We start from the raw sequence: 13507 nt of genomic DNA, 5'->3' as shown, positions 1-13507 counted from the left end.
TCAGGCTTTTCGGGTGATTGATCTTGTGGGCTACCGATTGCAAATTTGAGAGTAGGTTCGCATAATTTTTTAGACGTTCCTGATTGAATTTTCAGGAAAAATTTCTAGCCTTGAATAAAGGCGGTGTATTGCTCTCTAATCCTTGTTGCGTGCCCCTTAGAAGTGATTACAATGAAGTTATGAGTTCGCAAAACAATCCATCAACAGTACTGGAATCGCAGACGCAAAAAGCGAAGCTGCCCCCGATGTATCAAGTCGTGCTCTTGAACGATGACTACACCCCCATGGAGTTCGTCGTGATTGTTTTGCAGAAGTTTTTTGGAAAAGGAAGGGAACAGGCCACCCAAATCATGCTGAAAGTGCATAGAGAGGGAAAAGGGGTCTGTGGGGTTTATCCCAAAGACATCGCCTCGACCAAGGTCGAAATGGTATGCGGATTCGCAAAGCAGCATCAACACCCGCTGCAGTGCGTGATGGAGGAAACATGATTGCGCAAGAGTTAGAAGTAAGTTTGCACATGGCATTTGTTGACGCACGTCAGCAAAAGCATGAATTCATCACGGTAGAGCATCTGCTATTGGCCTTGCTGGACAATCCTTCAGCAGCCGAGGTGCTACGTTCATGCTCCGCTGATGTTGAGGAAATTCGCAAGAACCTGCAAAATTTCATCAAGGACAACACACCTGTGGTGTCGGGTCAGGATGAAGTGGACACACAGCCCACGTTGGGTTTTCAGCGGGTTATCCAGCGCGCCATTATGCATGTTCAGAGCACATCCAATGGCAAAAAAGAAGTCACCGGCGCCAACGTGTTGGTGGCAATCTTTGGTGAAAAAGATTCACATGCCGTTTACTACCTGCACCAGCAAGGCATTACGCGTCTGGATGTGGTGAATTACATTTCACACGGTATTACCAAAACGCCGCAGGCCCCCGCGCCGAAGCCCGAGAATTCTCAGAACGAAGGTCAGGAGCAAGAAGCCGAGGCCACACAAAGCGTGGGCGACAAGCAGTCACCCTTGGATCAGTACACCCAGAATCTGAACGCCTTGGCCAAGGAAGGAAAAATTGATCCGCTGATTGGTCGAGAGCAGGAAGTGGAGCGGGTTATCCAAGTGTTGTGCCGTCGCCGCAAAAACAACCCACTGCTGGTGGGTGAAGCCGGCGTTGGAAAAACCGCGATTGCAGAAGGCCTGGCCTGGAGAATTGTGCAAGGTGATGTGCCGGAAATTCTGGCCACAGCACAAGTGCATTCTCTGGACATGGGTGCGTTGTTGGCGGGTACCAAATACCGCGGAGATTTCGAGCAGCGCTTGAAAGCGGTGTTGAAACAGTTGAAAGCCAATCCCGATTCTGTGTTGTTCATTGATGAAATTCACACCCTGATCGGCGCTGGGTCTGCTTCTGGCGGCACGCTGGACGCCTCCAATTTGCTGAAGCCTGCTTTGTCTTCAGGTCAGTTGAAGTGTATTGGTGCAACCACCTTTACTGAGTACCGTGGCATTTTCGAGAAAGATCATGCGCTTTCACGTCGCTTCCAGAAAATTGATGTGTCTGAACCCACAGTGGAGCAAACCATTGAAATTTTGCGCGGTTTGAAAAGCCGTTTCGAAGACCATCATGGTGTTAAATATTCCAGCGCCGCCATTTCAGCAGCAGCTGAGTTGTCGGCCAAGTTCATCAACGACCGCCATTTGCCTGACAAGGCCATTGATGTGATTGATGAAGCAGGCGCGGCACAGCGTATTTTGCCGAAAAGCAAACAGCGTAAAACAATTACGAAGGGTGACATCGAAGACATCGTGTCGAAAATTGCCCGCATTCCGCCTCAGTCGGTCAATACCGACGACCGCAACAAGCTGGCTACACTCGACCGTGATCTGAAAGCCACTGTATTTGGTCAAGATCCAGCCATTGAAGCCTTGGCCAACGCCATCAAAATGTCGCGTGCTGGTTTGGGCAAGGCCGACAAGCCGATTGGCTCATTCCTGTTCAGCGGCCCCACAGGCGTAGGAAAAACCGAAGTGGCCAAACAGCTGGCATTCATTCTCGGCATTGAAATGCTGCGTTTTGACATGTCGGAATACATGGAGCGCCACGCGGTTTCCCGCTTGATTGGCGCGCCTCCCGGCTATGTTGGTTTCGACCAGGGTGGCTTGCTGACCGAGGCCATTACCAAGAAGCCACATTGCGTGTTGTTGCTCGACGAAATCGAAAAAGCGCACCCCGATGTGTTCAACATTCTGCTTCAGGTCATGGACAACGGTACTTTGACCGACAACAACGGTCGCAAGGCTGACTTCCGCAATGTGATCATTATCATGACCACCAACGCGGGTGCAGAAGCCCTGACCAAGCGCGGTATCGGCTTCATGGAATCCAAGGTGCAGGGCGACGAGATGGAAGATATCAAGCGCATGTTCAGCCCCGAGTTCCGCAACCGTCTGGATTCTGTCATTTCCTTCCGTGCGCTGGATGAAGAAATCATTCTTCGCGTGGTCGACAAGTTCCTGATGGAGCTGGAAGAGCAACTGCACCAGAAGAAAGTGGATGCAGTGTTCACAGACGAATTGCGCAAGCATTTGGCCAAGAAAGGTTTCGATCCATTGATGGGTGCTCGCCCAATGCAGCGTTTGATTCAAGACACAATTCGCAAAGCCTTGGCCGACGAGTTGCTGTTCGGCAAGCTGGTGAATGGTGGCAAAGTGACTGTAGACCATGATGTTGAGAACGACCAAGTGTCACTAACCTTTGATGAGGGTTCATCAGGTCAAGAGTCAGAGAGCGGTACTGAGGTGGCGGTTGACTGAACGTACGGCCTGGCAGCAAGCCAGCTAAAAATAGCCTGGTTTGATTCAGAACTTCATTCGCCTGAGTTGTCCTGTGTGGATAACTCAGACGCTCACCTTGCCAAGGCAACTGCGGTTTCTGCCCTTGTTTTTGGCCTGATAGAGCGCATGGTCCGCTTGCGCCATGGTGCGGTCAATACTGTCGGTGTGGGATATATCGCAAATTCCTGCTGAAAATCCGACTTTGCAACAACCATTCAGGCGAATTCTGTCCACTATCCTTTGGGTGTCGTCGGCAGTGCAGTTGGGGAGCAGTACTGCGAATTCTTCACCTCCGACACGTGCGATCAAGTCGCCCGGTCTGAAATTGGTACGAAGCGTCTCTGCAAACTCGCGAAGTCGAATATCCCCAGCCTCATGACCATAGGTGTCGTTGTATTGCTTGAAGTAGTCAATGTCGATAATTGCCACACTGCCTTGTAGCTGATTTTCTCGTTGCATTCTTCGCAGGTATGCACTGCTCATGTCTTGCCAGCCCCGGCGATTGAGTAAACCTGTCAGGGGATCGCTGCAGGCCTGATTACTGAGGTGAAGCAGTTCTACCGCGAAGCGTTTTCGCAAAGTCGATTGCCGCCACAATGTGAGGCTGACAAAACCCACGGAGTGAATCAACACGACCAAGGTCAGTATCAAGTTGTTGCGTTGTAGTTGATTGACCTTTTCGTCGGCCTCTTGGGTATTTCTCTTCAGGGTGGAATTGAAGATGCCAAGCTCGATCAACCAAAACTCGATGCGTTGAGGGTCGGGTTTTCCGAATTTTTCAAGTTGCTGGTCCATCGCGATCAGGTGTTCTCGAAGGTTTGCAGCCGAATCAGCCAGCCCGCTGTGGGTGTTGATCGTTTCGATGACAGCCAACCTTGAAGCAAGTTGATTGAGTAATTCCTGGGGCGAGCGGTAGCCACGTGTTTCCAGGCCAAGTTGGGTTTCGTAGGTGTGCGGATTGCCAAGGTGATGCAAGGCCGTGCTTTGTACGATCAGATCTTGGAGGGAAACCTCAAGAAGTCGCCTCTTGGCCAGGTCACCTTGAATTTCATGGGCTTTGCTGTAGTTGAAGACGGCTACAAACGCGAGAATTGCGCAGAGTGCCAACCAAAAATACCGGATGGTTATTTCAGAACAGAGACGCAGTTGCCGGACTGCGTGAAGCATCCATGTTCGGCCTGTTTTTATAGCTGGCCCACTGCCCCCTGAGTCCATTGTTTTCCTGATGATTCACAATGACACTCAGTGGTAAAAGTGTTTGTAGTGGTTCCCTTTGAGTGGTTTTCTTTCAGCGTGTTCCAGTGCTGCCGAATCCGCCTTCACCACGCTCGCTAGGAGTGAAGTCGCTGACCACTTTGAAGTCAGCGTGTGCCACTGGCAATATGACCAATTGAGCGATGCGTTCCATGGGTTCAATGGTGACTGCTACCTGGCTACGGTTCCATGCCGATACCATGAGCGGTCCTTGGTAGTCGGAATCAATCAAACCCACGAGGTTGCCGAGAACCAAGCCTTTTTTGTGGCCCAAACCTGAACGGGGCAGAATGGTCGCGCAGTAATTTGGGTCGCCAATGTACATCGAAAGTCCGGTCGGTACGAGTTCAGCCTGGCCGGGTTGCAAAGTCAGTGCTTCGTTCAAGCAGGCGCGCAGGTCGATACCCGCGCTGCCGGGGGTGCCGTATGCGGGCAGTTGGTCTTGCATGCGTGGGTCGAGGACTTTGAGTTCAACTTGAATTTTCATGGGTGTACTTGTGTTCAGGAGTGTTTGGAAATAAAAGTCAGAACTGTTTGTGCAGCGCGTAGCTTGTCCATGCTGCCCAGGCGTTCGGGCTTGAGTTTTTTGCTGTAAATGGTCAGCTCGGTTTGGTCGGCGCCCAAGGCATTTTGAGCCAAATTGCCGATGATGAATTGTGCTTTCTTGCTGTCCAGTTTGCGGTTGGCGTAGTCATCCAGATTTTCTGTTTCGGCAGCAAAACCGACCACCGTCAGCGATTTTTTTCGAGTGCTGGCAAATTCGCCAACATCTGCAAGAATGTCGGGGTTCAGTTCGAACTCCATGTTTAAACCCGCGGCTTGACCGAGTTGTTTTTTCTGCTTTTGGGTGCTTGGGTTTTTAATACCATAATCGGCCACAGCGGCGACACCAATGAACAGGTCTTGTTGCTCGATTTGACCGAATACTGCAGCATGCATTTGCCTGGCAGATTGAACACTCACCATGGGCACACCGTACGGTGTTGGCAAAGCGGTAGGGCCACTCACCAAACTCACTTCGGCACCCATTAACCATGCTGCTTGTGCCAAGGCGTAGCCCATTTTTCCGCTGGATCGATTCGTGATGCCGCGCACCGGGTCAATGGCTTCAAAGGTGGGGCCGGCTGTTACCAATACCTTTTTACCAGCCAGGGGTTTGTGATTCACTGCCCGCGCCAGTTCCAATACGATCTCAAAGGGTTCAAGCATGCGGCCACTGCCCACTTCACCGCAGGCCTGTTCGCCCGCCGCTGGGCCAAACACATTGATACCATCGGTTTTAAGTTGACTGATGTTGCGCTGGGTGGCTGGGTTGTTCCACATTTCCACGTTCATGGCCGGCGCAATGGCCATGGGGCAATTGCGGGCCAATACGAGGTTGTCCAGAAGATTGTCAGCAAACCCGTGTGCATATTTCGCCATGGAGTTGGCGGTGCACGGGGCAATCAATAAAAAATCAGCGTTGCGGCTGATGTCGATGTGCGGCATGCCACGCTCGATACTGCCGGTATCGCTGTTTTCAACAGGCCACTGCGACACATGCACTGATTTGCCAGACAAGGCCTGGAATGTGAGTGGCGCAACAAATTGCGTGGCTGATTCAGTCATGACCACCTGAACTTCGCAGCCCTGTTTCACTAACAGGCGCACCAGTTCAGCCGATTTGTAAGCGGCAATACCGCCGCACACGCCCAAAACCACGCGCAGTTGGTTCAAACCGGGAAGCTGTGGCAATTCGACTGGGCGCATGGGCTAAAAACCTTATTCGCTTTTGGCTGGGTTGGGGGCTTTGTGTTCTTTGTTGAAGAACAGTTCGTCAATGATCAGACCGATTGCACCCATGGTAATTGCAACGTCAGCCACATTGAAAGCAGGCCAGTGATAAGTGCCGACATAAAAATCGAGGAAGTCGATGACCGCCCCGTGAGCCAAGCGATCAATCAAATTGCCGATTGCTCCGCCCAGAATACAGGCCAGGCAGAACATTGCGAATTTCCGATGGCTGGAGGAGCGCATCATGAACAGAATAACGATGGATGCGACGACTGCGACACCGGAAAGAAAGTGCCTTTGCCAGCCCGCCTGATCGGCAAGAAAGCTGAATGCTGCACCAGGATTGAGCACGTAGACCAGATTGAAGAAACTGGTGATTTCAACCACTGCGCCCAAATCAAGGCGCGATTGAACCCACAGTTTGCTGATTTGATCGATCAAGATAAGCAGCAAGGAAAAACCGATCCAGGGAAGGATTGATTTTTTGGGCGCTTTCAAAGCGCCAGTGGCATTGGTGGTTCTCGTGCTTGTGGCAGGTTTTCTTGGCATGGGCTTAGACATGATCACGCACCTCGCCCTGGCCAAACAGATTGCTGACACAGCGGCCACAAATTCCGGGGTGTTCAGGGTTTGCGCCTGTGTCGGGCCGCACATGCCAGCAACGCTCGCACTTTTCACCTTCTGCAATACCCACTTCAATTTTCTCCTCAGCCGCCTGGGCTATTTCAATGCTGGAAACGATGAACAGGAATTTTAGATCATCGCCCAGACTGGCCGCCGCCTGATACAGATTAGGTGGCAAATGAAGTGTTGCTGTGCCCTGCAGGGAGGAGCCAATTTTGCCCTCGGTGCGCAGGTTCTCCAGTTCTTTGACCACGCGTGCGCGCAGCGCGAGCAACTCAGCCCACTTGTTGCCCAATTCATCAGCCTGCGCCACTTGGGGCACTTTGTAAAACTCGTTGCAGAAAATCGAAGGTTCTACATTGCCCATTACTTCGCGGGCTTCTTCAGCGGTAAAGCTGAGCACTGGTGCCATGAGGCGAAGCAGGGCGTGAGTGATGTGGTACAGCGCTGTTTGTGCGCTTCGACGTGCTTTGGAATTCTCGCCGGTGGTGTACAAACGATCTTTCAATACATCGAGGTAAAACGCACCCAAGTCTTCGGAACAGAAAATTTGCAGTTTGCTGACAATCGGGTGGAACTCGTACTTCATGTAGTGCGCTTCGCACTCGCTTTGCAGCTTGCCCAGCAGTGTGAGTGCGTATTGGTCTACTTCGGCCAGTTCTTCGGTGGGAACGGCTTCTGTGGCAAAGTCGAAATCGGAAATATTGGCCAATAAAAAACGCAGGGTGTTGCGAATGCGGCGGTAGCTTTCGACCACACGCTTCAAAATTTCATCGGAAATAGTGAGTTCGCCGGAGTAATCGGTGCTGGCCACCCACAGGCGCAAAATTTCCGCGCCCATTTTGTCGGATACCTGCTGGGGCGCAATCACGTTGCCCACGGATTTGCTCATTTTGCGACCCTGGCCATCCACCACAAAACCGTGGGTGAGCAAGGCTTTGTAAGGTGGTACACCGTTGATCATGCAGCTGGTGAGCAATGAGGAGTGGAACCATCCACGGTGCTGGTCAGAGCCCTCCAGATACAAGTCCGCCGGGAAATGACTTTCATCGGCATGGCTGCCGCGCAGCACGGTTTCGTGCGTGGTGCCAGAGTCGAACCACACATCGAGCGTATCGGGATTCTTGACGTAGTCTTTCGCTTCATGACCGATCAATTCTTCAACACTGACGTGTTGCCAGGCTTCAATGCCTTGTTTTTCGATCAGTTGTGCAATGGTTTCGGTCAGCTCAGGGGTTCGTGGGTGCAATTCACCGGTTTCGCGATGCACAAGGAATGCCATGGGTACACCCCACTGGCGTTGGCGCGACAGGGTCCAGTCTGGGCGATTGGCGATCATGGCGTGCAAGCGTGCTTTGCCCCAGGCCGGGAAAAACTCGGTTGCTTCCACACCAGCCAGTGCTTTTTCACGCAAACTGCCGGAACCGTCGTTGGGTTTTACATCCATGCCGGCAAACCACTGTGAGGTGGCCCGGTAGATGATCGGGGTTTTGTGGCGCCAGCAGTGCATGTAGCTGTGACCAAATTTCACTTGTTTGACGAGTGTGCCCAGTTCAATCATTTTTTCAACGATGAGCGGGTTGGCTTTCCAAATGTGCAGGCCGCCGAAGAAGGTCAGGGAATCTGCGTAAACACCATTGCCTGTCACCGGGTTGATGATGTCGGCATCTTTCAAGCCATAAGCTTTGCTGGTCAAGAAGTCGTCTACACCATAGGCTGGCGAGCAGTGAACTATGCCTGTACCTGCATCGGTACTCACGTATTCAGCAAGGTACACGGGGCTCAAGCGGTCGTAGAAGGGATGTTTAAAGGCAATGCCTTCCAGCGCAGCGCCCTTGGCAGTGGCTAGTTCGGAACCCTGTAGTTCGTAGCTTTCAAGGCAGGGTTTCACGCGTTCCTGAGCCAGCAACAAATACTTGTTACCCACATCAACCAGGCTGTACACCAGTTCGGGGTGCATGTTCAGTGCCTGGTTGGCCGGCAGTGTCCATGGGGTGGTGGTCCAAATGACCAATTGCCCTAGCTTGGCCTGAAGCGTGGCCTTGGGGATGTTGAATGCTGCGGCGAGCTTGTCCAGGTTCGATTCGTCGAATGCAAAACCCACATCGACAGCGATGTCTTGTTTGTCTTTGTACTCGACCTCGGCTTCAGCCAATGCAGAACCGCAATCGAAGCACCAGTTCACGGGTTTCAGGCCACGGAACACATAGCCCTTCTCCATGATTTTGCCCAACGCGCGAAGCTCGTCTGCCTCGTTGCCAAAGTTCATTGTTTTGTAAGGGTTGTCCCAATCAGCCAGCACACCCAGCCGGATGAAATCTTTTTTCTGGCGTTCAATTTGTTCAGCTGCGTAAGCGCGGCTTTTCTCTTGAACTTCCAGTGTGGGTTTGCCCTTGCCGATGGTTTTTTCGATCTGGATTTCAATCGGCATGCCGTGGCAGTCCCAGCCTGGAACGTATCGGGCATCGTAGCCAGCCAGGCAACGACATTTCACGATGATGTCTTTCAGGATCTTGTTGACCGCATGGCCAATGTGGATGTCGCCATTCGCATAAGGGGGGCCGTCGTGCAGCACGAATTTTGGCTTGCCGGCCTTGGACTGGCGAATCGCCTTGTACAAATCTTCCTTGCACCATTGTTCAACCCAGTTCGGTTCCCTTGCTGGCAGGTTGCCGCGCATGGGAAAGGGCGTATCGGGCAGGTTCAGTGTGTTCTTGTAATCCATATTGGGTTAACAGCCTGTATTTGAAATCTTGGGTTGGTTGGCAGCCAGCATTGCCATGGCTTTTGCCGTGTCTTTGTGCATTTGCTCAACCATCGTATCGAGCGAATCAAAGTGTTGCTCGGGGCGTATGTGCGCCAATACCTCAATGCGCAGCAGCTTGCCGTAAGCGTTGCCTTGCCAGTCTGGAATGAATGTTTCGAGCAAAATTTGATCGGATTGTTCAACCGTGGGGCGCACACCCATGCTGGCTACAGCAGGTAAGGGCTTTTCGGCCAGTCCGTGGACCCACACTGCGAGAATTCCGGTCAACGCGCTGGCGCGCCCGGCAATACGAAGGTTCATGGTGGGGAAACCCAAAGTACGCCCCAGTTTTTTACCGTGCACAATATGCCCGGAGTAGGCCAGTGGATGCCCAAGCATGTGGGCGGCTTTGGCCACGTCGCCAGCTTTCAGGGCTTCCCGAATGTTTGAGCTTGAAACCCGGCTGCCATCGGTTTGAACTTCAGCAAGGTCGTTGACTGTGAAGCCATGTGATTCACCCAAGCCTTTCAGCAAGGCGAAATCACCTGCACGTTTGGCACCGAAGCGAAAATCGTCGCCCACCCACACTTGTTTTGCATTCAGCTGGTTCAACAAAACTTCCTGCACAAACGCCTCAGGGCTTAGGCTTGCCATGCGTTTGTTGAAGGGCAGGATACACACTTGTTCAATGCCGCAGCGCTTCATCTCAATGATCCGGTCGCGCAGCGTGGAGATTCGATCGAGCTTGAAGGCAGGATTAAAAAATTCTTTCGGGTGCGGGTGCAGTGTAACCACGGTGGGCACCAAACCCTGCGCGCGCGCGGCAAATACCACGCGGCGGAACAACTCGGCATGGCCGGAGTGAACGCCGTCGAAGTTTCCAATGGTGAGCGCAGTGCCCTTGGCAAATGTGTGTGGCCGGGGGCGGCGAATGATTTTCATACCGAGTGTGTCGGCTCTTTAGTGGTTGCAAAACAACCGGTCATTATAAGGCCTGAATGGTGAAAAATAGGGCTTTTTCGCCCGCACAGTGATAAACTCGCGCCATGCAAAATTCCACACCTTCCGTCGTCATTTTGATCTCGGGGCGCGGTTCAAATCTGAATGCCCTGATCGATCATGCCAAACAGACCGGGGCCTACCAAATTCGTGCAGTCATTTCCAACCGCCCAGCCGCGGCTGGTTTGGCTTTGGCGCAATCGGCGGGGCTAGACACTGCCATTCTTGACCACACTGAGTACGAGAGCCGCGAGGCCTTTGATTCAGCCCTGGCCGGTCTCATCGACCAATATCAGCCCGATTGGCTTGTGCTGGCTGGCTTCATGCGGGTGTTGACTGCAGGTTTTGTGAACCGGTATTTGGGGCGCTTGGTGAACATTCACCCCTCGCTGTTGCCTGCTTTTCCGGGGTTAAAAACCCATCAGCAGGCGCTGGAGGCAGGGGTGAGGGTGCATGGAGTAACCGTGCACTTGGTGACCCCTGAACTTGACCATGGCCCAATTGTGGATCAGGCGCTGTTGCAGGTGTTGCCCGGTGATACTGCCGAAACACTGGCCGCGCGCGTCCTGGGGCTTGAGCATCAAATCTATCCCCGTGCAGTGGCAGCGCTGGCCAGCGGGCAAATTAAAATGGTGAACGGGAAGCTGGAAGGCACTTTGGCCCCAGCCCTGGTTCACGCAATTCAATAAAACAGGATATTCAATATGGCCGGGTCCCAAAAGAAAACCCCATTTCGCAAACCCAGTACGCGGCGCGACAGCAAAGTTGAGCGGCAAGGTGCCCAGTCGCGTTATGGCCTGGTGAGCACAGTTGCGCAGTTGATTGACTTGCTGGCGCAGTTTGAAGGCCCTGCCGATGCGGCGATTTCCCGGTTTTTCAAAGACCATCCCGAGTTGGGTGGTCGTGACCGCCCTATGGTGGCTGAAGCGGTGTATTGCTGGTTGCGTTACCGTTATCGAATCAACCACTTGGCGCAGTCGGGGGAAGGTCCCTCGGTGGTTCGTCAAGCCAAACTTGCTTTGTTGTGGTCGGGCGCACCCGAACAGATTTGGTCTGCCGGCAAGCAGGCTGACAATGAGTGGCTGAGTCGGGTCATCAATATTTCAGCCGATGATCTGGGTGTTGAAGCGCGCACCTGTTTGCCCGAATGGTTTTACACCAAGCTGGCCGAGCAATTTGGGCAAGAACGCGCCGAGTCGTTCTCGCAGGCTGTGTTAAGCGCCGCGCCGTTGGACCTACGGGTGAATACGGTAAAGGCCAGTACCACTGACCTGTTGGCGGCTTTGACCAATATGGGTATTCAAGTGAACCCGATTGAGGGTTTGCCGGAAGGTTTGCGCGCGGTGGGCAAACCCATTGTGGGCAAAACTGAAGTGTTTCAGGAAGGGTACTTTGAAGTACAAGACGCGGGCAGCCAGTGGGTTAGTCGCCTTGTAGCGCCTCGCCGCGGCGACTTGGTAATTGATTTTTGTGCAGGCGCAGGCGGTAAAACCCTGGCCATTGGTGCGCAAATGAAGAATACGGGCCGAATTGTGGCGCTGGATACTTCAGAAAAACGATTGGTGAAATTCAAGCCCCGAGCAGCTCGTTCAGGCTTGAGCAACTTTTACACCATGGTAATCAATGACGAAGCCGACCCGCGGCTGAACAAGTATTTTGGCAAAGCCGACCGCGTGGTAACCGATGTGCCGTGTAGCGGCATGGGAACCTTAAGGCGTAACCCGGATCTTAAATTTAGACAGAACTTGCAGAGTCTGTCAGAATTGACCGCGAAGCAAAAATCCATCATCGAGCATGCAGCCAAGCTGGTAAAGCCCGATGGTCGGCTTGTTTACATCACTTGCAGTGTTCTTCGCGATGAAAACGAAGACATTGTCAATGCGTTCCTGGAAAGTCACCCGGAATTCCGGCTTCGTCGCTGGACTGAAGTGTTGAACCCCGGAGAACGGCCTGTCAAGGCGAATACGACTGATGACATGCTTCGATTGTGGCCAGAGGATGGTGAATCTGATGGCTTTTTTGCAGCAGTGTTACAACGTTCCAAAGCCTGAACTGAATATAAATTCCAAATGTGTTTCGGCTTTAAAAGTACACTTGTACACTGAAAATATAATACGGCTCCTTCAGAAGCAAGTTGAGATGGCCGTAACCTTTGAAATACGACCTGTTGAGAGTTAGTGAATATGATTGAATTTTTGACCTCGGGCATTACTGGCGCAAGCATTGGCCAAATGGTGATTTACACGCTGATCGTGACCCACATTACGATTGTGGCGGTAACGGTTTACCTGCACCGTTGCCAGGCTCACCGTGCCCTTGAAGTGCACCCTGCGCTCGCGCATTTCTTCCGCGCGTGGTTGTGGCTAACCACTGGCATGAGCACACGTGCCTGGGCTGCGATTCACCGCAAGCATCACGCCAAGTGCGAGACACCCGATGACCCACACAGCCCGCAAACCCGTGGCCTGAAAACAGTATTCTGGCGCGGTGCCGAGTTGTATCGTGCCGAATCCAAGAATGCAGAAACCTTGGCCAAATACAGCCACGGCACACCAGCCGACTTTCTGGAATTTCAGGTTTACGAACGTTTTCCCTGGCAGGGCGTAGGTTTTACCTTGGTGCTCAGCTTCATCTTGTTTGGTTTTCCTGGCGTCAGCATTTGGGCCATTCAAATGTTGTGGATTCCCGTGTTGGCCGCTGGCGTGATCAACGGTATTGGTCACTACTGGGGCTATCGCAATTTCGATTGCCCTGATGCAAGTCGCAATATTTCACCGTTTGGTATTTTGATTGGCGGTGAAGAGCTGCACAACAATCACCACACGCACGCAACTTCAGCCAAGTTGAGCAACAAGTGGTACGAGTTTGACATTGGCTGGATGTACATCAAGATTTTCAGCTTCCTGGGTTTGGCCAAGGTTAAAAAAGTGGCCGAGTCGCCCAAGTTTTCCTCTGAAAGCAAGCCTGTACTAAGCCTGGTGACTGTTCAGGCTGTTGTGAACCACCGCTACGATGTGATGGCGCGTTACGCCAGTTCCATGCGCAAAGCGTTCCGTTCTGAAGTGGCTGCATTGAAGCAAAAAGCAGCCAATGCTCAAGAGCGTAAAGTGTTGGCCAAAGGCACCAAGTTGTTGTCGATCGATGAAAGCAAGTTGTGCGATGTTCAGCGTGCTGAATTGGCGCAGTTGTGTGCACAGTCGAAGATGATCAGCACCTTGGTAGAAATGCGGGCTGAACTTCGCCAGATTTGGGAGAAAACCAATTTGAGCCGTGAGCAAATG

The 13507-nt window shown here is 52.5% G+C and carries 11 protein-coding genes; 5 read left to right on the top strand and 6 right to left on the bottom strand.

Translation table 11 applies throughout. From position 1 onward, the window contains the following. The first annotated feature begins 179 nt into the window (after positions 1 to 179). Positions 180 to 488 (top strand): ATP-dependent Clp protease adapter ClpS, encoded by a 309-nt coding sequence (gene clpS, locus LMED105_RS13645; RefSeq protein WP_040513552.1) that lies wholly within the window; start codon positions 180 to 182, stop codon positions 486 to 488. Beyond that, entirely contained in the window at positions 485 to 2809 is a 2325-nt protein-coding gene (gene clpA / locus LMED105_RS13640) for an ATP-dependent Clp protease ATP-binding subunit ClpA (protein WP_008252330.1), read from the top strand. Before clpS ends, clpA begins: the two co-directional genes overlap by 4 nt. Positions 2810 to 2893: 84 nt before the next feature. Here the strand turns inward: clpA and LMED105_RS16520 are convergent, their stop codons facing one another. The 6 genes from LMED105_RS16520 to LMED105_RS13610 form a co-directional block, all read right to left on the bottom strand. Then, on the bottom strand, positions 2894 to 3997 hold the full coding sequence (locus tag LMED105_RS16520; RefSeq protein ID WP_198006862.1) for a diguanylate cyclase: 1104 nt from the start codon (positions 3995 to 3997) through the stop codon (positions 2894 to 2896). Between the two features lie 121 nt (positions 3998 to 4118). After that, positions 4119 to 4571: a dUTP diphosphatase gene (gene dut / locus LMED105_RS13630; RefSeq protein ID WP_008252328.1), complete on the bottom strand. Its 453-nt coding sequence runs from the start codon at positions 4569 to 4571 to the stop codon at positions 4119 to 4121. A gap of 14 nt (positions 4572 to 4585) precedes the next feature. Beyond that, a complete protein-coding gene (gene coaBC / locus LMED105_RS13625) occupies positions 4586 to 5833 on the bottom strand; it encodes a bifunctional phosphopantothenoylcysteine decarboxylase/phosphopantothenate--cysteine ligase CoaBC (RefSeq protein ID WP_008252327.1) in 1248 nt (415 codons plus the stop codon). Positions 5834 to 5845: 12 nt separating this feature from the next. After that, entirely contained in the window at positions 5846 to 6418 is a 573-nt protein-coding gene (gene lspA, locus LMED105_RS13620; RefSeq protein WP_156799705.1) for a signal peptidase II, read from the bottom strand. Further along, complete coding sequence (ileS, locus tag LMED105_RS13615) at positions 6411 to 9206, bottom strand: isoleucine--tRNA ligase (protein ID WP_008252325.1); 2796 nt, start codon at positions 9204 to 9206, stop codon at positions 6411 to 6413. The genes lspA and ileS overlap by 8 nt, the downstream gene beginning before the upstream one ends. Positions 9207 to 9212: 6 nt before the next feature. Continuing rightward, the gene (locus LMED105_RS13610) at positions 9213 to 10169 is read right to left on the bottom strand and encodes a bifunctional riboflavin kinase/FAD synthetase (protein WP_008252324.1); all 957 of its coding nucleotides are present in this window, start codon (positions 10167 to 10169) and stop codon (positions 9213 to 9215) included. Positions 10170 to 10273: 104 nt separating this feature from the next. Between LMED105_RS13610 and purN the strand changes: the two genes are divergently transcribed. From purN to LMED105_RS13595, 3 genes are all read left to right on the top strand, one after another. After that, positions 10274 to 10915, top strand: a complete 642-nt coding sequence (gene purN, locus LMED105_RS13605) for a phosphoribosylglycinamide formyltransferase (RefSeq protein ID WP_008252323.1) — start codon at positions 10274 to 10276, stop codon at positions 10913 to 10915. 15 nt (positions 10916 to 10930) lie between these two features. Further along, on the top strand, positions 10931 to 12277 hold the full coding sequence (locus LMED105_RS13600) for an RsmB/NOP family class I SAM-dependent RNA methyltransferase (protein ID WP_008252321.1): 1347 nt from the start codon (positions 10931 to 10933) through the stop codon (positions 12275 to 12277). A gap of 132 nt (positions 12278 to 12409) precedes the next feature. Further along, positions 12410 to 13507, top strand: a 1098-nt coding sequence (locus LMED105_RS13595; protein ID WP_008252302.1) for an acyl-CoA desaturase, incomplete at its 3' end; no start/stop codon positions are given.

Source organism: Limnobacter sp. MED105 (genome assembly GCF_000170915.1).
GTDB lineage: Bacteria > Pseudomonadota > Gammaproteobacteria > Burkholderiales > Burkholderiaceae_B > Limnobacter.
The sequence above is the reverse complement of the archived record's forward strand: the minus strand, read 5'-3'. Positions and strand labels throughout refer to the sequence as shown.